We start from the raw sequence: 19,971 nt of genomic DNA, 5'->3' as shown, positions 1-19,971 counted from the left end.
CTGGTACCACCACTACCTGGTAACCGGCTTCGAGCTTTGCGAACCTGGTGAGGTGACCATGACCGTCGATTCGCGAGTGGCCGACGTGCGACGGCACGAACTGGCCGCTTTCCTGCGCAGCCGTCGCGAGCGCATCACCCCGGACCAGGTCGGCCTGCCGATCAGCGGCAGGCGCCGCACGCCGGGCCTGCGCCGCGAGGAGGTCGCGCAGCTGGCCGGCGTCGGGGTCACCTGGTACACGTGGCTCGAACAGGGCCGCGACATCAACGCGTCCGAGCAGGTACTGGACGCGATTTCCCGCACGCTTCGGCTCGACCCGCACGAGCACACGCACCTGTTCACCCTCGCCGGCGCGCCCGAGCCGCCACTGGAGAAGGACTGCAAGCTCCTCAGCGACAACGTCCACCGGATGATGGCGAAACTGGAGCCCTTCCCGGTCTGTGTGCGCAACGCGCGCTGCGACATCCTCGCCTACAACCGGGCCTACGACTGGCTGATGGGCGGCCTCGACGACATCCCGTTCGAGGACCGCAATACCCTGATCCAGTGCCTGACCAACCCCGAGTGGCGGCGAAGGCTCCCGGACTGGGAGCTCAACATCCCTCGCGTGGTCGCCGGTTTCCGCGCGGCGATGGCCGAACACCTCGCCGAACCGGCGTGGAAGAACCTGGTCAAGCGGCTGCGGCAGGAGTCCGACCTGTTCGAGCGGATGTGGAAGGAACACGACGTCTCCGGCGAACGCATCGTGCTCAAGCGGTACCTGCATCCCGACGTCGGCCTGCTGCGATTCGAGTTCTCCTACCTGTACCTCGGACGTCGTTCCGAGATCTCCCTCGCCACGCTGACCCCGGCGGACGAGGAAACCGCGGCGAAACTGCCCAGCTCCTTCTGACGGGGGAGGCGGACCAGGCTCGCGAGGGAGTTCTTCCACGGCGTCGGCGCCGACGCTGAGAGCATGACCGCAGCCATGGCCTCCCCCAAGGTCTCCAGCGCCCGCCTGATCGTCTGCTACGCCGCGATACTCGGCACGCTCCCGTACCTGATCCTCAAAGCCTCCTGGGTCACCGGCGGCGGCCTCGGCCTCCGCGATCCGTCCTTTGTGGACTCCGACCTGATGCTGTTCGCGAACCTGCTCACCGGCGGGATGGACGTCGTCGCGGTGGTGCTCGCGCTGGCGTTCACCTACTCCTGGGGCCGCCGGATCCCCGCGCCGCTCGTGCTGTTCCCGATCTGGATCGGCACCGGGCTGCTCGCGCCGATCGTGCTGAACCTCCCGGTGATCGTCGCCGACCTGGCGGAACCGCGGCTGACCGAAATGCCGCTGGAGAACTGGGTCTGGGCCGTCGTCTACGGCGGATTCGCCTGGCAGGGCATCCTGCTCCTGACCGCGTTCGTGCTCTACGCGCGCGACCGCTGGTGGTTCGTCGTCACCGGCACCGTGAAGCCGGGGACCCTCGGTGTGCCGGGTGTACTCGGCATCGTCGCCGCGTTCGTCTGCGCGATCGGCCACACGATCTGGGCGTTCGGCTCCGGCGGCATGTCCGCCCGCGGCCAGGACGTCGTGCTCGCGGTGCTCGGTGTCCTCGCCGCGATCGCGCTGGCGACCGTTTCGCAGGGAAGGTTCTGGCCGCGCCTGGTGCTCGTGTGGACCGGCGCCGGGGCGATGGCGGGCACGGGAGCGTGGGGTCTGTTCAGCGCGCTCACCATGGCATCCGCTGATCGCATCCCGGTGCTGGCCGGACAGGTGATCGGCGGGGTGCTGCTGATGACGTCGGTCCTGCGGCGGCTACCGGCGGTCGAGCAAACGACGTGACTCCTTGCTGAAGCCGGGAACTGTTCTCTCGAATCTTTCGAGGAACTCGCTCAAGGATTCCGGCGGCCGTTCGAGGGCGCCGACCTGCTCGCGCAAACAGCGAAGGGTGGCCGCCGGGTACAGCTCGAGTTGATCGAGCAGAAAGTCGTCCGGATGTACTGCCTCGATCTGGTAAGACTCAAGGGCTGAGGCAGGGAAGTCCTTGAGATTGGCCGTCACGATCACGGCGGCGTTCGCGCGAGCGGCGGCAGCCAGCACGTGCCTGTCCTTCGGATGATTGGTCATGGCTGGAACCAGCGTCTCGTAGCCGGTGATCCTGGCATCGGGGAAGGCCGAGCGCATACCGGCCAATCGACGCTTCGCCTGCACCGGTTCCAGACCGAATCGCCCGACGAGGTTTCGCTCGACTTCGCCGAGTACCTCGTCGGACCACAAAGCGCGGTAAGTGCCTGCCTCGGCCAGACGCAGCAAGAGATCCGTCAGCCGGATCGGAATGAGCACGCAAGCATCGAGGAAAGCGGGAAAAGGCACGGCTAGCGAGTCTGGATGAACCCGTCGACGCTGTCATCGCTGCCATCCCGGTTCGCCGTGGCTGTCAGCTGATCGAGTATTCCTTGCCGTTCCGCACGAGCACGCGCCCGGTACTCGAGCAGGTCGCTGAGGAGGACTCGCCGGTGACGTCCTGGTTTGTCGAACGGGATTTCGCCGGATTCCAGCAGCTTGACCAGCGTCGGCCGGGAAACGTTCAGCATGTCGGCCGCTTGCTGGGTGGTCAGGACCGCGTTCAACGGCGCGATGTTGATCGCGAAGCCTTGGGACATCGCCCTCACGACGTCACGGAGAACGTCGTAGACCTGCCCGGGAAGCTCCACTTCGGTTCCGTCCGGGCCGACCAGCTTCGCCTGGCGAGCGGGAGAGGCCGCGAGGCTCATGAATTCGTCGAGCCGCCGGAGCTCCCGTCGGGCGTTCGGCTCGGTGGAGGAAGGCGGGAGCACGGTGTGCTGCTCGATCGTCGATGTCATGTCGCCTCCCTTGATCACCCGACAGTCTAATCGAAAAAAACGAAAGACGCATTTCCTGTGGCGGCTACCGCACGCGGCGTAGCCGGGAAGCCGCTTTTCAACGGACGCGGTACGCCCCCGCCCCGGGTAGCTTTCGTCCTGTGCTGCTGAAAGAACGGTATCCGTGGAGCCCCTGGGTGGGCCGCGTGCTGCGCGTGGTGCTGCCGCTGGGGTTCGTCCTCGGTGCCACGGGCGGCGCTTCCCGCTGGCAACCGGACACCCCGCCGCTGACCACGTTCGGCGCCCTCTGGCTGGTCGCCATCGCGCTGCCGTTGCTGGTCGTCCACCGGTACCCGATGCCGATCTTCCTGCTCACGTCCGCGCTGACCTTGGGGTACTACGCGTCGGGAAACCCGGGCGGGCCGGCGATCGTGCTGCCGACCATCGCGCTGTTCATGCTCACGAAGATCCGCGGGCCGATCGTCGCGAGCATCACCGGCGGGTCGCTGCTCCTGGCCGCCGGCATCGTGTTGTTCGTCCGGCACGGCTTCGGCACCTTCGACGTCCGCGCCGGGCTCGGTGTCGTCTGGGTGATCGCGGTCGTCGGGATCGGGACGGCGGTGCGCAACGGGCTGGCCGCCGCGCGGGCCCGCCGCGAGCAGGCCGACGAGCACCGCCACCGGATGGCCGAGCAGGAGCGGCTCACCATCGCCCGCGAGGTCCACGACGTCGTCGCGCACAGCCTCGCGATGATCAACGTCCAGGCCGGGGTCGCCGCGCACGTCGCCGACAGGCGCCCCGAGCAGGCGAAAGAGGCGCTGCTGAACATCAAGGAAGCCAGCGCTTCGGCGTTGAAGGACCTTCGCGCGACGCTGGCCGTGCTGCGTTCCGGGGAGGACAAGGCGCCCGCGCCCAGCCTCGCCCAGGCCGACGAGCTGTTCGAGCACGCGCGGGCCGCCGGGCTGGAGGTCCGCGTCGACGGCGAGCCGGGCGAACTGCCCGCCCCGGTCGACGGCGCCGCGTACCGGATCTTGCAGGAATCGCTGACGAACGTGGTCCGCCACGCGAACCAGGCGCGCGGTGTCGACGTCACGTTCGAGCGGAAAACCGGTGCGCTGACCCTGCTCGTCCGCGACGATGGCCGTGGCGCCGTCGACCCCGCGCCCGGCCACGGCCTGCGCGGGATGTCCGAACGGGCGGCCGCGCTGGGCGGCGCGTTCACGACGTCCGTGGTGGACGGTGGCTTCCAGGTCCGCGTCGAGCTGCCCATCGAGGGGGAGAAATGACGATCCGGGTGGTTCTCGCCGACGACCAGGCGCTGGTGCGCGCCGGTTTCCGGGTGCTGCTGGAGACCGAAGACGGCTTCGAGGTCTGCGCGGAGGCGGGCGACGGTGAACAGGCCGTCGCGGCCGCCGCCGAGCACAAGCCGGACATCGTCGTGATGGACATCCGGATGCCCGGCGTCGACGGGCTCGAAGCGACGCGGCGGATCACCGCGGATCCGGAATCGGCCGGAGTGAAGGTCCTGGTCCTCACCACTTTCGACGTCGACGAGTACGTCTACGAGGCGTTGCGCGCCGGCGCGAGCGGATTCCTGTTGAAGGACACCGATCCGGTGGAGCTGCTGCGGGCGCTGAAGGTGGTCGCCGCGGGGGAGGCGCTGCTGGCGCCGACCGTGACCCGGCGGTTGATCGCGGAGTTCGTCGACCGGCCGGAGAACCGCCGCATCGACGTGAGCGCCGTCCGCGAGATCACCGACCGCGAACGCGAGGTCCTCGGTCTGGTCGCCGGCGGCATGTCGAACGACGAGATCGCGGCGCATCTGGTGATCTCGACGGCCACCGCGCGCACGCACGTCAGCCGCATCATGACCAAGATCGGGGCACGCGACCGGGCGCAGCTGGTAGTGCTGGCCTACGAATCAGGCCTGGTCAGCCCGCGCAGGTCGTGAGGTTCCCCCAAAAAGCTGAGATTGCGGAAAAATCACGACTGTCACAGGGAGTCGTCAGGTGGGACTCAGCGCTGACACTGCGTTAATACGGCGAGGTGCACGTGCAGATGCACGTCCCGGGTCGGGATGAGTGGAGGTCCGGCTCGGCTGCCGTGAGCGTCTCATCTTCATCTCCACCAGGGGACCGGCGAAGTGATCGCCGGATTCCGGTGGGCGATCCGAAAACAGACGTCCGTACTGCTAACTCTGATTTCCTGACGAGTCCAGGAGCGTCACGTCCTATCTCCTTTCGTCCGCGTTCACGGTGCGTGATATTTCGCTCGACGGCCGCGCGGAACGGCCGTCACTTTCCGTTGTGAATGGGCTCCCCGGACCGGGGTGACGGAGGCGCGGTTGCTTTTCTCCCGATGCCTCTGAGCACTAGTCTCCGGCTGAACGGCGTGCGGCGATGTCACCTACCTGAAGTGATTCTCACTCGGACGGGCAGGAAATCGACGCGCTTTCTCCTCTCACTGGGAGTCACTAGTGACGGCAACGACATCTGATCCGGTGGCCGGCTGATGGGCGGCGATTTCCTGGCGGCGGTCACCGAACGGCAGCGCCAGCGGCTGCTCGACCTCGGCAAGCACGTGGACCACGCGGCGGGGACGACCCTGCTCAACCAAGGCGATCCGGCGCCACCGGTGCTGATCCTCCGCTCCGGATTCGTGAAGGCGCTGCGCGCGGCCCAGGAGGGAACGTCGCCGATGATCGTGGACCTCCTCGGCGCCGGTGACGTCCTCGGCGTCGAAGACTGCCTGGCCAGACGGCCGAGCCACCTCGCCTACGTCGCCACGAAACCGGTCCGCGTGCTGGAGATCCCGCAGAACGCCTTCCACGGATTCCTCGACGACGACAAGCAGGCGATGGCCTTGATCGCCGCGGACCTGGGACATCGGGTGCGGCTGCGGAACGTCGCGCTCGGGTTCGCGACGGCCAAGGTCCGGAGCAGGCTGACCGCGTACCTGGCCAGGTTGCAGGCGCTCTACGGGGTTCAAGGGGAAAGCGGTGTCGTCATCGACGTGGGACTCAACCACGCGGATCTCGCCTCCGCGATCGGCGCCTCGGCCGCGGCGGTCAACGCCGAGATGGCGAAGCTGAAGAACGAGGGCTTCCTGGCCACCGGATACAAGACGATCCACGTGAAGAAACCTCTTCGTGAGGACGGTCCTCCGCTTTCCCCGTCCCCGGCCGCGCGGCCCAGGCGGATTCCGCAGATGCGGATCGGACGGCGAATCGCGATGGGATGAACGGGGCTTTCACCGCGAATCCGCAGGGAAAGCCCCGTTCCTCTCCTTCATCGCGCCGCGGGGTGCGCAAAACGGGGTCAGCCGCGCTTCAGCTGAAGCGCGAGCCGTATGACGAATACGACGGCCAGCGCGGCGACCAGGGCGATCTCCCAGGCCATGGCTGTTCCTCCTCGTCCGACAACGCTTCGATGCTCTGCCCATAAGGCGCATCACCGGGGGAGGTCGTTCACCGACACGGCCCAACTCACACTTTTGGGCTAACAGTGGTTCTACAGAGCGCTGCCGACCGCCGCCCACACCCGGTGCGGGTCGAGGTCCATCGGCCGCGAGTCCGGATCCGGCCGCAACCGTCGCAACAGCACCTGCTGCACCAGCGTCGTCGGCCGCTCGGCCGAGGCCACCCGAAGCCAGAACAGGTGATCCTCCAGGCCTTCGAACAGCACCTCGGAGTTCCACCCGCCGAACCCGTCGACCAGCGATCGCCGCACCAGATAGCCACTGCCCAGGTACGGCAGCTTCCGCAGGCGCCGTTCCTCCGGCGGCAGCGCGCCGACCAGGCCGTCCACCGGATCCGCGACCGGGCAGTGCACGACGTCGGCCCCCTCGGAAGCGGCCAGCAGACGCTCCAGCAGGAATTCCGAAGCACGCATCCCGCCGTCGAGCACCAGCAGCCACGACGCGGTCGAACGCTCCAGCAGCGAGTTCCGGGTCAGCCCGCGGCCGAGCGGGGTGTCGTGCAGGAGGACGTCGTAGGGACGCGGACGCGGCCACGGGTGCACGCCGTCCTCGCCGACGAGCACCTTCCGCGGGGTCACGCTGCCGGTGAGCAGGTCGTTCGCGAGCTCGTCCGGGTCGACCTCGCCGGTCCGGCGCACGATCAGCACGTCGACGTCGGCAGAGCCCACCGGCGAAGACGCCGCGGGCTCCCAGCGTCGCGTCGCGACCCGTCGCGCGCCCGCCGCGCGCTGCGCGATCCGCGCCGACAACGCCGTCCCGCGTGCCGAAGCCGGGCCGGCGGCGGACCGGTCGCCTGCGAAGCGCGCGTCGAACGACGGAGTGTCGACGGCCAGCGCGTTCTCGGGGTTCCGCAGGCTCGTCGCCAGCGCCCGCGCCGGGGCGATGTCCGCGGCGGGCGTCGAACCCAGCGACGCCGCCAGGTCGATCAACCGCCGCGCGGACGCCGTCATGTCCAGCGACTTCACGAAACCGTAGGCGGCCGACCGCAGGTGCCGTTCGCGTTCGGGCTCGTCGGCCAGCGCGGCGGCGACCGAGCCCAGCGCCTCGGGCCGCGCGAGCACCAGATGCTCGCCGGGGACCAGCGGTTCGACGTCGACGGACGTCTCGCTGACCACCACACAGCCGTTGGTCATCGCTTCGAGCGTGCGCACCCACTCCAGGGTCTGCTTCTGCTCGCGGTGCAGGTTCAGCAGGAACCGCGACCGCGCGAGGTGCTCGAACTTCGCCTTGCCGGGCAGGAAGTCGACCCGGGCGGCGGTCATCGGCTCGTGCGGCGGGGTCAGCAGCCGCGTCCGCAGTCCGGCGAGCTCCCGCCCGTACGAACCGAGCAGCACCGAACGCCGCCGCTCGGCGGTGCCGAGGTAGGTGACGTCGATGTCGCGCGGACTGTCGAGGTCGCCGCCCCACAGGTCCCACAGCGGGCTGTAGCCGAGCTGGAAATGTTCGACGCCGATCCCGCGCCGCCGCAGTTCGGCGGTCGAATCGGTGTTGATGTCGACGGCGCCACCCAGGATGGAGAGCAGTTCGGCGTTGCGCTCGAAGGTCGCCGTCCCGGGATGCTCCACGCAGAACCCGATGGTGCGGCGGCACTGGTCGGCGGTCGGGAACTCGGCGTCCGGGGCGGTCACGAAGTACTCGTGCGGGACGACGACGTACACGGTGTCGTTCCCGGCCTCGGGGTACCTGCCGATCGCGGTCCTGGCCTTGCCGCCCGCCGTGCGCACGGCGTCGGCGACCACCTCCAGGAGTTCCTCCATGAAGGCGGATCCGCCTTCGGCCGAGACGAAGCAGAGTTCGGTCACGGCCGGTCCATCTTCTTCCGCACGACCCGCAGCGGCGCGGTGACCCGCCAGCTGACGGTGCGGCGGGTGGCGTCGAGTTCCCTGGCCATCTCGGCGGCGAGGCGTTCGGCGTTGAGCAGCCGCTGCCTGTCGGCCGAAGGCTCGCCACCGGGCAGGACGTCCGCGTCGACGACGCCCGCCGACACCACGAGTTCGGCGTCGAGCAGCGCGAGCCGAAGCTTGTCCCGCTCCTCGCGACAGGTCTTCAGCTCCGCGCGCAGCGAGTCACGCTGCTGCTGGGCGAGCAGGACTTCGGCCTCCAGCGCCTGCGAACGCGCCTTCGCGACGTCGAGCTCTTCCTGCTGTGAGGCCACCTTCTGGTTCAACTCGGCGGACTCGCCTTCGTCCGGCGCGGCGGCGGTGGCCTCGCGCAGCTCGTGCTCGGTGTCGGCCAGCTTGGTCTTCAGCCGGTCCTGTTCGGCCGTGAAAACCTGCCGCTCGGCCCGGAGCCGGGTCAGCTCGGCCTGGACACGGCCGGGAATGTCGGTGTCAGACATGAACGCCCCCACTCAGTTCGGTCAGGATTTCGGAGTACTCGCGCGCGTAGCCCGCCGGGTCGAGCCACGGCAGCAGCTTCTCGTGCGCGGCCTTCGCCATCTCGCGGCGGCGCGTGGCCGACGTGCCCAGCGCGCGCAGCAACGCCGCCGTCAGCGCGTCGACGTCGTTGGTCTCGAACAGCCAGCCCGTTTCGCCGTCGACGATCATCTCCCGCGCGCCGAACACGTCGGTCGCCGCGACCGGGATGCCACAGCAGACGGCCTCGAGGATCGACCGCGGCAACGACTCGATGTCGGAGCTGTTCACGAAGATGTCCGCTGCCTGGAGCCAGCGCAGCGGATCCGGCTGGATCGGCACCAGGCTGACCGACTCCTCCAGCCCGGCGCGCTCGACGGACTCCTCCATGGCCAGCCCGTACGGCGACGGGTGCAGGCCGACGATCGAAAGCTTCGCCTCGGGATGGATCTTGTGGATCCGCTCCATCGCCGAGATCAGCGGCGCCTGCCCCTTGCGGGATTCCGCGATGCCGATGTTGACCAGCACGATGTCGTCCGGCGTGTAGCCGAGCATGTTCCGCGCCTGATGCCGCGTCTCCGACCGGGTCCGGCCGCCGAACTTGTGCATCGGCGTGCCGTAGCGGACGGTCCGGCAACGCTCCGGCTTGCTGTACGGGAGGAACATCTCGCGCGTCGCGTCCGCGACGAACAGCAGCCTGTCGACCTCGCCGAGCGTGCTCTCCCAGCGCTTCCACACCGCGGCGGGCGGCTTCACCGGGCCCCAGTTCTGGTAGGCGAACGCGGGCAGCGAGAAGCTCTCGTGGATGACCCACGCCGTCGGCATGCCGGCCCGCTTCGCCGCGTCCGCGCCGACGAAACCGCCGAGAGTGTTGACGAGCGCGACGCCCGCCCCGGAGCACTTCGCGAAGCGCGCCAGCTCGGCGACGTGACCTTCGTAGGCGGGCACCGTCTGGTTCCGGTAGTGCGTCGTGACGTGCACGGGGATGCCGAGTTCGTGGCAGTCCGCGCGCAGCGGGCCGTCGGTTTCACTGACCAGGCTGACCTGCCAGCCGTGATCGGTCACCATCCGGCTGAGCAGTTCCTGCAGCCACAGCTGCCCGCCGCCGACGCCGAGGCTGTGCGTGAACACCAGCACGTGCTTCGGATCGGTCGGGATGTTCACGCGCGCCATCGCGCGGGCGGTGTCGCCGGCCAGCTCGTCGGCGAGTTCGGCGTCGTCCAGGTCCGCGACGGGGTTGCGAAGCGTGAAAGTGCGCTTCGCCGACACGACCTCGCCGACGCCTTCGGTGCGGTACCGGACGCGAAGCGACAGCGTCCGCTCTTCGCCGTAGGGGAGGTCGACGGGCACCCAAGCCTCGAAACCGCTCACGGCGGCGTCGTCGAAGCCGGGGAATTCCTTGGGGACGTCCTTGCGCGGCAGGCGGGTGCGCGCGCTGACCGTGCCGCCGCCCTCGACCATGACCTCGATCAGGCTCGGCGCGCGGCCTTGCAGCAACGCCCAGCCCGTCACGTAGACGACGTGTCCTTCGGAGACCTTGCCCTGCTTCGGCGCTTCGACTTCGCCCAGCCACAGCGGTTCTTCGCCCGGCAGCGATCCGACGTGGACGGTCGCCTGGTTCAGCACTCGCTCGTCCGGACCGGTGACGACGATGTCCTGAACGCCCGCGGGAACCCAGGTGGCCGGGACCGCGCGCCAGCCGAAGGTGCCTTCGGGCGCGCCCGGGCACGGCTCGGGGAACAGGTTCGCCTCGACGTCCGCGATGGTCACGGACATCTCGTCGATCCGGCTGATCCCGGTCGTCCAGCCCCGGAGCTCGAACAGGTGCCCGACCGGCCGGTCCGGGGTCAGGATGCCGGCGGTATGCAGGCTCGTCATCGCTTCGCTACCTCGTCTTCGTTCGCCGCCACACCGGCGCCGACCTCGGTTGAACGGTACTCGTGGACGGTTCTCGCCAGGCGCTTTCGCCAAATCTCGGCGATGGCCTCGCGTACTTCGTCCGTGCCGTGGACGGTGCCGCTGGAGGCGATCGTCGAGAAGGCGACCTCGCGCTCCGTCGCACTGTCCACAAAGGAGGGATGAAGCCCGATCAGCACGCCGAGCCAGGCCGCCAGGTCGCGCATCGAGCCGCCGTCCGCCGCCGCGGACCAGCCCGCGCCGGCGAGTTTGTCGGCCAGCACGAGCACTCCGCGCTCGACCACTTCGGACACCCCGGCGCCCGCGTGCCGCCATTCGAGGTCGATCGGGCGCAGCGTCGCGCCGTCGACGAGGACGTTGTGCGGCACCAGATCCCACAGCGCCTCGACCCCGCGTGAGGCTTCCGCGCGGACGAGATCCCGCCATCCGGTGAGCAGTTCCGCGACCCGCTCCGGCTCGTCGAGCAGGACTTCGACCATCGTCGGGGCGTCGTACACCTTGTCCGCGCACGGCCCGACCGAGATCCCGCCGACCGGCGGCGACGAGACCAGCGGCACCCGCCGGACCTCGGCGCCCTCCCCGGTGCGGACGACGTCGGCCCGCGTACAGGCGAACGTGGCGCGCTCGGCGGTGTTGAAGTAGGTCGCGAGCCGGTACGCGGGCCAGAGCGCGGCGGCGCCGGGACCGCACAGCAGGGCGAGACCGTTCGCGGGACCGTCGGCGATCGCGGCGGACAGACGCGGCAGCTCGGTGTCGATCTGCGCGCCGCGCACCGCGCGGGCGACCTCGTGACCGGGGGAACAGTGCAGCTCGCGCTGCACTTCGAGACCCGCTGCCGCGAGCGTCCTGGCGACACCGCGCGAAGCCGTCAGCACCACGAGGGCACCCATCGGAGACAGCCGTTCGCGTACCCAGTCCAGCAGGTTCCGCGTCGCGTACGGCTGCTGGACGACGACGAGGTCGTAAGTGCCGTCGACCAGCCTGTCGTGCACCGTCACCGTGCCGAGGTCGCGGGTGCGGAACCGCACCGCGGCGGCGCGGACCGGATCGGCCTCGACGGCGTCCACCGTCGCCGAGACCTCGCCCAGATACCGCGTCAGACCACCGAAACCGGCACCGACCTCCAGGACCCGCGCCGCGTTCGGCAGCACGAGCGCCCGGAGGACGTTCGCCGCGCCGTGGTCGAGCGGAACGCGCTCGGTGGCGTCCCAGCCGGCGAAGTGCAGCTCGTCGGACAGCGAACCGGTGTCCTCGGCCAGGGAAAGCAGGGTCGTGAGCAGCCGTGCCGTCTCGGCGGTCATCGATCAGCTGGTGACGGCGTAGTTTTCCAGCGTCTTCTTCACCGCACGCTGGTACGTACCGCTCAACGCCTTCTCGCCGTCTTCGCCGCCGAGCGGGTTCTGCTGGATGTCGACCCGGACGACGTTGTTGCCGTTGATCCAGGTGCCGCGGTAGTTGCCCTTGTCGCCGTCGATCTTCTTCTGGAAGTTCAGCTTCGGCGGCATACCCGGCAGCGGCTCGGTGATCTGCACGAAGCCGTTGGTCGTCTGGTACTGGCGCAACTGCTTGACCAGGTCACCGGCGGCACCGGGGCTGGTCAGCGGGATGACGGTGATCGAGATCTTCGCCGGCTGCGGCCCGGTCTCGTCCGGCTGCTTCTGCGAGCCCCGGTACGCGATCTGCTTCACGCCGGCGGCGATGACCAGGTCGGCCTCGCCCTTCTCCATGCCGGTGATCTCGGCGAGCTGGGCAGCCGTGATCACGCCGCTCTTCGAGTCCTCTTCGCCGGACTGCTCCGGGATCTTCTCGAACAGCAGCTCTTCGGGCGTCTTCGGCTTGGCCGAGGACGTCGGGGGAGCGGGCGGCTGGTTCGACTGCGGCGCGGCCGTCGGGTCCGCCGGGGTGTCACCGCCGCCGGAGAAGGCGAAGTAACCGCCGACGCCCAGACCGGCGAGCACCAGGACGGCCACGATCGCGATGATGGCGATCTTGCCGCCCTTGCCCTTGGGCTTGTCTTCGAACAGCTCGGGGCCTTGCTTGACCCACTCCGTGCTGCCGACCGGCGAGATCGGCGGGAAGTCCGAACCACCCCACGGCGGGCTGGCGTCGGTGTCGGTCCAGCCCTGCTGCTGCGGCTGTTGCTGCTGGTAACCCTGCTGCGGCTGCTGTTGCGGGAAGCCGCCCGCGGGCGAGGCCTGGCCCTGCTGGGGGAAGCCGCCCGCCGGGGACGCCTGGCCCTGCTGCGGGAAACCGCCCGGCGGCGACGCCATCGGCGGCACGACCTGGGTGCGGTTCGGATCGGCCTGCTGTTGCTGCCAGTTCGGGACGACCTGGGTGCGCTCGCTCTCGCCGTTGTTCTGCGGCGGCTGGTTCACCGGCGCGATGATCTGGGTCGAGTCGGCGCTGTTGGGCTGGCCGGTCTGCTGCGGTGCCTGCGGCTGCGCGGGCGGCGGCTGCTGCTGGAAGGGCTGCTGCGGCTGCTGGCCGGGCTGCTGGACCTGCTGCTGCGCGGGGTCGCCGTACGCGACCGCCGAGGACAGGACCTGGTCACGGCGAAGCCGGTAATCGTCCGCAGAGAGCCGTCCAGATGCGAGCTCTTCGTCCAGATTGCGCAGCTCTTCCTGCCAGGACACCACCGGCCCCCTTGTCCGAATCAATGCGGGAGAAGGCTCCCGGCCGTCGCGATACCACCACTGCGGTGACCTCGCACATTCTGCACTGCCCGGACTCGCGGCGCCCTCGCGGGTCGAATCGTGATCTCCCCGCGACCTGCGCTTCTCAGCTCGCCGGGAGAACAGTGTCCAAGGAGGTCAGCGTCTGCTCCAAACGGGTGTCGAGCGCCCGCGGGTCGCCGCCGAGCGGCTGCGAGACCCAAGCGGTCACGGCCATCGTCCCCGAGACGTAACCGATGCCGCTGAGCTGGCCGTTCTTGTTCGCGCCGACGAGGGCGAGCCGATCGCCGACGCGCTGCTCGCGCAGTCCGGCGTTGACCGAGTTCTCGCGGAAGTACTCCACGATGGCCTTCGCGTCCTTCGCGTCGTTCGCCGGGATCACCAGGACGAGGTAACTATTCGTACCTTCGTTCGAACCCTTGTGGGTTACCGATGCGACATTCTTCGACGCGAGGTAGTCGGCCGCGGCCTTCGAGTAGAGATTGAGCTCGGCACCCTTCGCGACCGACATCGTCGAGTTGTCCTTCGACGGCGTCCCCGGCAGCGCGGGCAGCCGGTCTTCCAGCGGCGTCTGGTTGCTGTCGGGTCGGCCCGACGGCGCGAGACCGTCCGGCGGCCGGGCCACGGTCGGCGAGGGAGGCTGGTCGGCGACGTTCGAGGACGGCGACGAGCCCAGCCACAGCGTCCCGCCGATGATCAGCGCCAGCACGACCAGCACTCCGGCGGCGATGAACAGCCAGGTCGGCTTGCGCTCGCCGACGACCGCGTAGTCGTCGGTGGGAGCGTTGTGGCGCGGGCCGGGTTCGGGGGCCAGTGGCGGGAGCGGGCTGTTCAGCTGACGGGTCGACGGCTTGTCCTTGACCGGCGGCGGTTCGGCGCGCAGGTAGACCGTCGGATTGATGTCGGCGGGCGAGGGCGCGGTGGTCTTGTGGTCCTCGATCCGCGGGATGGCGGTCTTCTTCTCCGCGGGCGGCTTGGGTTGCTCGACGATCACCGGCGGCGGCGTGTGCACCGGCTGCGTCTGCTGGTGGTACGGCTGAAACTGCTGCGGCTGTGGGAACTGCGGTGGCTGGTGCGGCTGCTGGACCGTGACGGTCGGCTGCTCGACCGGCCGCGCGGCCGGATTGGCGCTGTGCCACTCCCCGCCGGGGCGCCGCAGCGGTGAGGGGACCGGCGACGGCATCGTCCCGCCGGAGGCCTCGGCCAGGAGCTCGTCGCGCTTGCGGCGGTGTTCGGCGTGCCCGATACGACCCGCGGCCAGCTCGACGTCCAGCTGTCGAAGCTCGTCTTGCCAGCTCATTTAGCCCCCTGCCGCCGGGTGTGGGCAGCCAGTGTTGCATGCACCCTTATGGGTGGTTGATGTGGTCTTTCCACATTCTTGCGTCCACTCACGACCTGGTCCAGCACCGATCTCGCGCCAGGCTGAAGGGGACTTTCCCCGCATGAGACGGGGTGAAAGCGCCCTTCGCCGCTTGTCTTGCGACGAAGGGCCCCTTCAGCCCACTTTCGGCTGGTCAGGGGCGGCCGACCGGTTCCGCCGGTACGGTGGCGGACGTGGGATGTGCCGGGTGACGGAGGTCGACGCGTGTCGCGGCGCGCTGCGCGAGCTGGCCATCGGCAGGCTCGCCGGCCGTGACGTCCGCGCCTCCCATCTGGTCGAGGCCGGTCTGGACGCGATCGTCGCCGGACTCGACACCCCGTCCCTCGCGCTGCTCGCCGGGCTCGAGTCCTCCGCCGAAGACGCCGTCGACAAGGCGTTCACCCAGGTCGTCGACGAACTCGGGCTCGAACTGCCCGCCGATCCGACGGCCGCGCGCTGGCTGCTGATCCGCGGCTGGCTCACCGCCATGGTCGAGGGCGGCCTCTCGCCCGCGGCCGGCGGCGCGCTGGTCAGCGAGGTCGGCGAGCTGCTCGGCTCCCCGCCGTCTCTGCGCGGGATCACCCGGTGGTCGGCGATGCTCGACAGCTGGATCCCGACCGACCTCACCCCGAGGGACGTCTGCGAAGTGCCGATCCTCGAAGAGGCGGCCGAGCTGCTCGAAGGCCCGTGGCCTCCTTCGCCACGTCACCCGTAAAGCCCCGTTTTCTGTCGTACATGTGTTCTAAAATGGTCGTTGTACAGCAGGAACAGCGGCGAAAGGCAGACACGGATGGCCTACATCACCCTGCCCACGTTCGTGGGGTACAGCACGAGCTCGGGTCCCTCGCGTTCCTCGTTCGTCCGGCGTTGGCGGCGCCAGTACGAGGACCCGGCCCGGGGCGGGTTCAACTTCTACCTCCGCGCCGCGAACGCGATCCGTGCCGGGCGGATCTCCGGTCGGGATCGCGAGGTGCTGCGGGCCCTGGTCGAGAACGCGGACGAGCGCACGCGGCCGCACTACACCGAGATCGCCAACGGCTGGCTGCGCTACGTCGGGCGGCGTGACCTGCGGCTCGCCGAAGTCGGCCGGTCGCGCTGGCGGCTCGGCGCGCTCGAAGTGGGCATCAACCCGCATCTCGGCCTGCGCAAGGGCGACGGTCCCGTCTACGTGACCTGGCTCTACTTCAAGGAGGAGCCGTTGAGCCGGGACGCGGCGCAGATGGTGCTGTGGCTGCTCGAACAGACCATGGACGACCTGCGGCCCGGCGGGCAGCCGCTGGTGATCGACGTCCGGCGGTCGAAGGAGTTCGCGTTGTCGCCGCGAGACCGCGACAAGGTGAAGCCGTGGGTCCGGAGTGAGGCGTCGGCCTTCATGAGCCTTTGGGAGGCGGCCGCATGATCGAACGACGGCGAGCCCGCGTTCCGTGGGCTCGCCGTTCACGCACCGTCATTCCCACGGTTCCGGCGGCGGCGCAAGACACCTGATCAGGTGACAGTTTCGCGGAGTATGCCCACGAGCTGGACAACTCGGGTCCCGAACACGAAGCTTTCCCAGTCTTAACCGGCCGAACCACCGAGGGTCGCTCGTGAACAACGCTTGGGAAGCCATCTCCAGGGTCGCAGATGAGCCCGCTTGGTACTGGGTCTACGACAAGCTCGCGTTCTGGCCGAGTACCTACGCGCACGCGTGGCCGGGTTTCCGTGAACCCGCCCCGTCCGTCGCCTGGGATCTCGCGCCCGGCGGGCTCGATCGCGCGTCGGCCGAATTCCGGCTCGGCCCGTACGCCGTCGAGCAGAACGATGTCGCCCGTGTCGCGCTCTCGGCGCTGAAGGACTGCGTCGCCGAGGACGAGTGGGTCTGGGTGCTGCACTGGCAGCACCAGTCGTACCGCTTCTACCCGCATCGGCACGCCGCGCTCGACCCGTGGCCGGTCCCGGTGTTCCCGCGCACGGACTACCACATGTTCCTCGCGAACGACTTCCGCTTCGGCACGCTCGGGCACCCCTGGGAACGGACTTTGTGCGTCTACGGCGAGAAGCTCGTGCCCGCCTTCGAGAAGCACGGCGAGCAGGTCTTCAAGAACGCGCTGCGCCGCGACGGGGCGCCGGCCGCGATGGCGGGCTGACCGCCGTCCGGCTGGCGGACCTGCCTAAACTGAGGCGGGTGTTCGAATACCACGGGTGGGTGACCATCCAAGCGAGCCCTTCCGGCGACGACGATGCGGCGCTGATCGAGCGCATCGTCGAGCGGGTGCACCGCGCCGTCCGCGACTTCGACGACGGCGATCTGGTGGACCTGCGCTGGGCCGCCGGGGTGCCGGTGCTGCACCTGGGCGGCATGGACAAGCACGGCACGACGATCGGGCCCGAGCTGGTGGACCTCTTCACCCGCGTCGGCGACCTCGCGCCCGGCTCCTACGGGCTCCTGCACGTCTGGGACGACCAGGATCCCGAGCACGACAACGAGTTCAAGGTGTACCGGATGGCCCGCGGCCTGGTCACCGAACGCGGCGACGACCACCTGTCCCCGGTCGCCCCGACCGTGCTGGACGGCTACGAGTTCTGAACCGCCTGCCTGCGTCTTTCGGGGATGACCTGGGGATCAACTGATGTCCATGATCCGATTCGACTCGCTCGGCAAGGATTTGCGGAGAGCGCTTGCTATGTCCGGATGGAGCACCGGCAGGAAAGTCGATGCCGGCCAATGGGTGAAGCCGTTGGAGGATGAAGGGTACCGGGCTCATCCCTTGGCTGAAGAAATCCTCGCTGCCGTGGGAGGGCTCTCGATAGATCCGGTCAATCGAGTCGGCCCGAACTTCGGCAACGACGAGCCTTATAGTTTCGATCCCCTCGCCGCTGGATCGGGGCAACGCGATCTGGCGGAAGAAGTTGAGGGCGTTCTCGGCGGGAACTATTTCCCAATCGGTGAATGGCTCAGTTATTCAAGTGTATTCGTCGAGGCTGAGGGGAGGGTGGTCGCCGCTGGTATGGGCTGGATTTGGGAGCTCGGTTCCAGCTTCGAGCACTCCCTGGAGTTGGCGGTCTGTGCGAATCGCCCGCTGGTTTGTCTGCACTCCGATCCGGGACTCGATCCTTGGCCGAGGCCCGTTTCCCGTTAGCCGGTAGCTGATCTGCTGAATCGCAACACTTTCTTGAGTAGCCGTACTCATGACACCGAGGGCGCCCCACGCGACCGTGGTACGCATGACGAAAACCTCCGCAGCGCCGCCCACCACCGTCGCGTTCTTCGTCCAGGCCGCACTCTCGTTCGGCCTGGCGCTACTCGCGGTCGTCGTCGGCATCTGGTACCTGCCGGTCGACGGCTGGGTCCGCGGCTTCCTCGCCCTGGGCATGCTCTTCCTGACGACGTCGGCGTTCACGCTCGCCAAGTGCATCCGTGACCGGCAGGACGAGAACTCCGTCGTCGGCCGGGTCGATCAGGCCCGCGTCGACAAGCTCCTCGCCGAACACGACCCCTTCAAAGCGGCCTAGCCGTTCGCGGGGTCCTTGCCGCTGATCGACGCGATCCGGTAGAGCCGCCCTTCACGGCTGACGAACACGAGTCCGTCCTTGAGGCCGGGTTTCGCGACGGCCTCCCAGCCGGCGCGGCCGGTGACGTGATCGAAGCCGGTCGAAACGTCGCGGCGCGGCAGGCCGACCGCGCCACCGCCGACCACGGTTCCCGACGAGTCGGTCACCAGTACACAGTCCGCCTGCTCGCCGTCGATGAAGGCCCAGCCGATGAGCTTCCGGTCCCCGCTGACCGTGGAAGCCTCGATGAACCCGGCGGTCCGTTCCCCGGTCGGCGGCGCGACGGCGGGGAGGACGGCGGCACGGGACACGTCGATCGCGGTACCGAGTTCCGGGCCGTTCGCGCCGCAGCCCAAGGTGAAGTCGGGGGTGAAGGGGTAGATGCCGAATCGGCGGTACTTCTCCAGGTTCTCCGGGTAGGCGTTCATCTTCTTGACGACCGAGTCGGCGCCGGCCTGCATGGCGACCGCCAGCACCGGCTGGGTGGCGTACTCCTTCCGCACGATGGCGGCGTTCGTGGAACCGACGGCGTACGTGCCCAGACCGATGACGAGGGCGATGGGCACCAGGTTGCGCTGGATCTTCTCGATGGGCCTGGTCGCCAGGAGGGCCAGCAGCCCGGCCACGGCGATCAGGCCGATCACGGAGTAGCGGCCGGTGAGGCCTTCGACGTTGCTGTACTTGGCGCGGCCGACGCCGACGAGTACCCCCGCCAGCGCCATGTGCGTGATCAGGCCGATCCAGCCCGCGTCGCCCTTCACGTCAGGTGTGGTCAGCTCGGCGCGGAGCTCGATGGCCGTGCCACGACGTTTCACGGAGTCCACGACCGCGAGGCCGATGAGGACGAGCATGGCGATCCCGCCGAACAGGGCGGTGTCGGCGGACAACGTCGCCCAGGTGCGGCCCAGCACGCTGGCGATCGAACCGAGGTAGGTGTCGGCGCCCAAGATCGAGGGGGGATCCCCGACGGTGGGTTCGGCCGCGAGCCGCCACAGGATCAGTACGGCCAACCCCATCAGCAGCGGGAGCAGGACCTTCCACAGGCGGTCCCGGCGGAGCCAGGCGACCAGGCCCAAGGCGATCCAGACCGGGAACGCGGAGCCGTGCCCCAGCGAACCGACGAGGCCGAGCACGACGGCGGGCACTGTCCGGCCGTGGTGCGCGAAGGAGATGGCCACGACGGCGGGGGCGATGCCGAGGAACCACTGGATCCCCATCCAGCCCGCGCCGTAGTAGTCCACCGCCGCGGAGGAGAAGATCAAGAGGGAGAACGCGGCCAGGACCGCCAGGCGACGGTGGCCGGTGAGCTGCTGGGGGAGCATCCGCCAGAGCGCGGCGAAGACGCATAGCGCCAGTACGACCGTCGCCACCCCGAGGACCCAGTTGGAACCCGCGAAGAACTTCGCGTCGGCCCAGAAGGTCAGCGCGACCGTGATCACCGGGTGGTCGTTGTACAACCGGACGAAGGTGGTCGGGTCCAGCGTGCCGTCGGCGTCCGTGGTGATGCTGAAGACGCGCCAGAAGTCCCAGTAGTTGAGCCGGGGAGACCTCAGCGCCTCGGCGAGAGCGAGGACGACCGGGGCGACGAGGAGGCCCCACAACGCGATGACGCCGAGGCCTGGTGCCTTGAACCGCGCGGTCTTGGTGGTTCGAGGCGCTTCCGGTGGCGTATCCGTGGCCGCGATGGTGGTGCTTTCGTCGACGCGCTCGCTCATCCGTGTTTTCCCCACCTCGAAGATCCGGTCCACAAAGTACCGAACCCCCAGGTGGCACCCGCCGCCAGCAGGTCGACATATGCACAAATCCGAATTACTACGGTCGTGTGACTCCGCTCACTGAACATGTA

At 69.0% G+C, this 19,971-nt stretch carries 20 protein-coding genes; 11 read left to right on the top strand and 9 right to left on the bottom strand.

Going from position 1 to position 19,971, the window contains the following annotated elements; genetic code table 11:
- Positions 1-58: 58 nt before the first annotated feature.
- Positions 59-892 (top strand): helix-turn-helix transcriptional regulator, encoded by an 834-nt coding sequence (locus B0293_RS17500; protein ID WP_085939701.1) that lies wholly within the window; start codon positions 59-61, stop codon positions 890-892.
- 63 nt (positions 893-955) lie between these two features.
- Entirely contained in the window at positions 956-1,813 is an 858-nt protein-coding gene (locus tag B0293_RS17495) for a hypothetical protein (RefSeq protein ID WP_245192009.1), read from the top strand.
- Here the strand turns inward: B0293_RS17495 and B0293_RS17490 are convergent.
- Entirely contained in the window at positions 1,787-2,344 is a 558-nt protein-coding gene (locus tag B0293_RS17490) for a PIN domain-containing protein (RefSeq protein ID WP_039919006.1), read from the bottom strand. The genes B0293_RS17495 and B0293_RS17490 overlap by 27 nt on opposite strands.
- A 2-nt stretch (positions 2,345-2,346) precedes the next feature.
- Positions 2,347-2,835, bottom strand: coding sequence for a helix-turn-helix domain-containing protein (locus B0293_RS17485; protein ID WP_005161627.1), 489 nt, complete (start codon positions 2,833-2,835; stop codon positions 2,347-2,349).
- A gap of 140 nt (positions 2,836-2,975) precedes the next feature.
- On the opposite strand from B0293_RS17485, the gene B0293_RS17480 reads away from it, so the two are divergent.
- The 3 genes from B0293_RS17480 to B0293_RS17470 all read left to right on the top strand — a co-directional run bounded on the left by B0293_RS17480 (position 2,976) and on the right by B0293_RS17470 (position 6,054).
- Complete coding sequence (locus B0293_RS17480) at positions 2,976-4,100, top strand: sensor histidine kinase (RefSeq protein ID WP_085939700.1); 1,125 nt, start codon at positions 2,976-2,978, stop codon at positions 4,098-4,100.
- Entirely contained in the window at positions 4,097-4,765 is a 669-nt protein-coding gene (locus tag B0293_RS17475; RefSeq protein ID WP_005161624.1) for a response regulator, read from the top strand. The genes B0293_RS17480 and B0293_RS17475 overlap by 4 nt, the downstream gene beginning before the upstream one ends.
- A 560-nt stretch (positions 4,766-5,325) precedes the next feature.
- Positions 5,326-6,054: a Crp/Fnr family transcriptional regulator gene (locus B0293_RS17470; RefSeq protein WP_005161621.1), complete on the top strand. Its 729-nt coding sequence runs from the start codon at positions 5,326-5,328 to the stop codon at positions 6,052-6,054.
- Between the two features lie 269 nt (positions 6,055-6,323).
- On the opposite strand, the gene B0293_RS17465 is transcribed toward B0293_RS17470, so the two are convergent.
- The 6 genes from B0293_RS17465 to B0293_RS17440 form a co-directional block, all read right to left on the bottom strand.
- Positions 6,324-8,093: a glycosyltransferase family protein gene (locus B0293_RS17465; RefSeq protein ID WP_005161618.1), complete on the bottom strand. Its 1,770-nt coding sequence runs from the start codon at positions 8,091-8,093 to the stop codon at positions 6,324-6,326.
- Positions 8,090-8,629, bottom strand: a complete 540-nt coding sequence (locus tag B0293_RS17460) for a hypothetical protein (RefSeq protein WP_245192008.1) — start codon at positions 8,627-8,629, stop codon at positions 8,090-8,092. The genes B0293_RS17465 and B0293_RS17460 overlap by 4 nt, the downstream gene beginning before the upstream one ends.
- Entirely contained in the window at positions 8,622-10,523 is a 1,902-nt protein-coding gene (locus B0293_RS17455; protein WP_005161612.1) for a glycosyltransferase family 4 protein, read from the bottom strand. The genes B0293_RS17460 and B0293_RS17455 overlap by 8 nt, the downstream gene beginning before the upstream one ends.
- Positions 10,520-11,863 carry a class I SAM-dependent methyltransferase gene (locus B0293_RS17450; RefSeq protein WP_005161609.1) on the bottom strand — a complete coding sequence of 448 codons (1,344 nt, stop codon included), beginning with the start codon at positions 11,861-11,863 and terminating at the stop codon, positions 10,520-10,522. The genes B0293_RS17455 and B0293_RS17450 overlap by 4 nt, the downstream gene beginning before the upstream one ends.
- 3 nt (positions 11,864-11,866) lie before the next feature.
- Positions 11,867-13,198: a flagellar basal body-associated FliL family protein gene (locus B0293_RS17445; RefSeq protein WP_005161606.1), complete on the bottom strand. Its 1,332-nt coding sequence runs from the start codon at positions 13,196-13,198 to the stop codon at positions 11,867-11,869.
- A 142-nt stretch (positions 13,199-13,340) separates the two neighbouring features.
- Positions 13,341-14,534: a flagellar basal body-associated FliL family protein gene (locus tag B0293_RS17440; RefSeq protein WP_005161603.1), complete on the bottom strand. Its 1,194-nt coding sequence runs from the start codon at positions 14,532-14,534 to the stop codon at positions 13,341-13,343.
- Between the two features lie 268 nt (positions 14,535-14,802).
- Between B0293_RS17440 and B0293_RS17435 the strand changes: the two genes are divergently transcribed.
- From B0293_RS17435 to B0293_RS17410, 6 genes are all read left to right on the top strand, one after another.
- Complete coding sequence (locus tag B0293_RS17435; RefSeq protein ID WP_005161601.1) at positions 14,803-15,309, top strand: hypothetical protein; 507 nt, start codon at positions 14,803-14,805, stop codon at positions 15,307-15,309.
- Between the two features lie 75 nt (positions 15,310-15,384).
- Positions 15,385-15,993, top strand: coding sequence for a hypothetical protein (locus B0293_RS17430; RefSeq protein ID WP_005161598.1), 609 nt, complete (start codon positions 15,385-15,387; stop codon positions 15,991-15,993).
- 187 nt (positions 15,994-16,180) lie between these two features.
- Positions 16,181-16,720 carry a DUF2716 domain-containing protein gene (locus B0293_RS17425; RefSeq protein WP_005161595.1) on the top strand — a complete coding sequence of 180 codons (540 nt, stop codon included), beginning with the start codon at positions 16,181-16,183 and terminating at the stop codon, positions 16,718-16,720.
- Positions 16,721-16,758: 38 nt separating this feature from the next.
- On the top strand, positions 16,759-17,160 hold the full coding sequence (locus B0293_RS17420; RefSeq protein WP_005161593.1) for an immunity 7 family protein: 402 nt from the start codon (positions 16,759-16,761) through the stop codon (positions 17,158-17,160).
- 49 nt (positions 17,161-17,209) lie between these two features.
- Complete coding sequence (locus B0293_RS17415; RefSeq protein WP_157376428.1) at positions 17,210-17,713, top strand: SUKH-3 domain-containing protein; 504 nt, start codon at positions 17,210-17,212, stop codon at positions 17,711-17,713.
- 85 nt (positions 17,714-17,798) lie between these two features.
- Positions 17,799-18,086 (top strand): YiaA/YiaB family inner membrane protein, encoded by a 288-nt coding sequence (locus B0293_RS17410; protein ID WP_005161591.1) that lies wholly within the window; start codon positions 17,799-17,801, stop codon positions 18,084-18,086.
- Here B0293_RS17410 and B0293_RS17405 read toward each other — a convergent pair.
- Positions 18,083-19,840: a hypothetical protein gene (locus tag B0293_RS17405; protein ID WP_039919005.1), complete on the bottom strand. Its 1,758-nt coding sequence runs from the start codon at positions 19,838-19,840 to the stop codon at positions 18,083-18,085. The genes B0293_RS17410 and B0293_RS17405 overlap by 4 nt on opposite strands.
- Positions 19,841-19,971 lie beyond the last annotated feature (131 nt).

The organism is Amycolatopsis azurea DSM 43854 (assembly GCF_001995215.1).
Lineage (GTDB): Bacteria > Actinomycetota > Actinomycetes > Mycobacteriales > Pseudonocardiaceae > Amycolatopsis > Amycolatopsis azurea.
This window is presented reverse-complemented; position numbering and strand designations above follow the sequence as displayed.

Coding starts and splice junctions, on each gene's coding strand:
- B0293_RS17495 (WP_245192009.1), top strand. CDS start 956: ATGACCGCAGCCATGGCCTCCCCCAAGGTCTCCAGCGCCCGCCTGATC.
- B0293_RS17405 (WP_039919005.1), bottom strand. CDS start 19,840: ATGAGCGAGCGCGTCGACGAAAGCACCACCATCGCGGCCACGGATACG.
- B0293_RS17500 (WP_085939701.1), top strand. CDS start 59: ATGACCGTCGATTCGCGAGTGGCCGACGTGCGACGGCACGAACTGGCC.
- B0293_RS17415 (WP_157376428.1), top strand. CDS start 17,210: ATGATCCGATTCGACTCGCTCGGCAAGGATTTGCGGAGAGCGCTTGCT.
- B0293_RS17460 (WP_245192008.1), bottom strand. CDS start 8,629: ATGTCTGACACCGACATTCCCGGCCGTGTCCAGGCCGAGCTGACCCGG.
- B0293_RS17440 (WP_005161603.1), bottom strand. CDS start 14,534: ATGAGCTGGCAAGACGAGCTTCGACAGCTGGACGTCGAGCTGGCCGCG.
- B0293_RS17470 (WP_005161621.1), top strand. CDS start 5,326: ATGGGCGGCGATTTCCTGGCGGCGGTCACCGAACGGCAGCGCCAGCGG.
- B0293_RS17475 (WP_005161624.1), top strand. CDS start 4,097: ATGACGATCCGGGTGGTTCTCGCCGACGACCAGGCGCTGGTGCGCGCC.
- B0293_RS17430 (WP_005161598.1), top strand. CDS start 15,385: ATGGCCTACATCACCCTGCCCACGTTCGTGGGGTACAGCACGAGCTCG.
- B0293_RS17450 (WP_005161609.1), bottom strand. CDS start 11,863: ATGACCGCCGAGACGGCACGGCTGCTCACGACCCTGCTTTCCCTGGCC.
- B0293_RS17485 (WP_005161627.1), bottom strand. CDS start 2,835: ATGACATCGACGATCGAGCAGCACACCGTGCTCCCGCCTTCCTCCACC.
- B0293_RS17410 (WP_005161591.1), top strand. CDS start 17,799: ATGACGAAAACCTCCGCAGCGCCGCCCACCACCGTCGCGTTCTTCGTC.
- B0293_RS17455 (WP_005161612.1), bottom strand. CDS start 10,523: ATGACGAGCCTGCATACCGCCGGCATCCTGACCCCGGACCGGCCGGTC.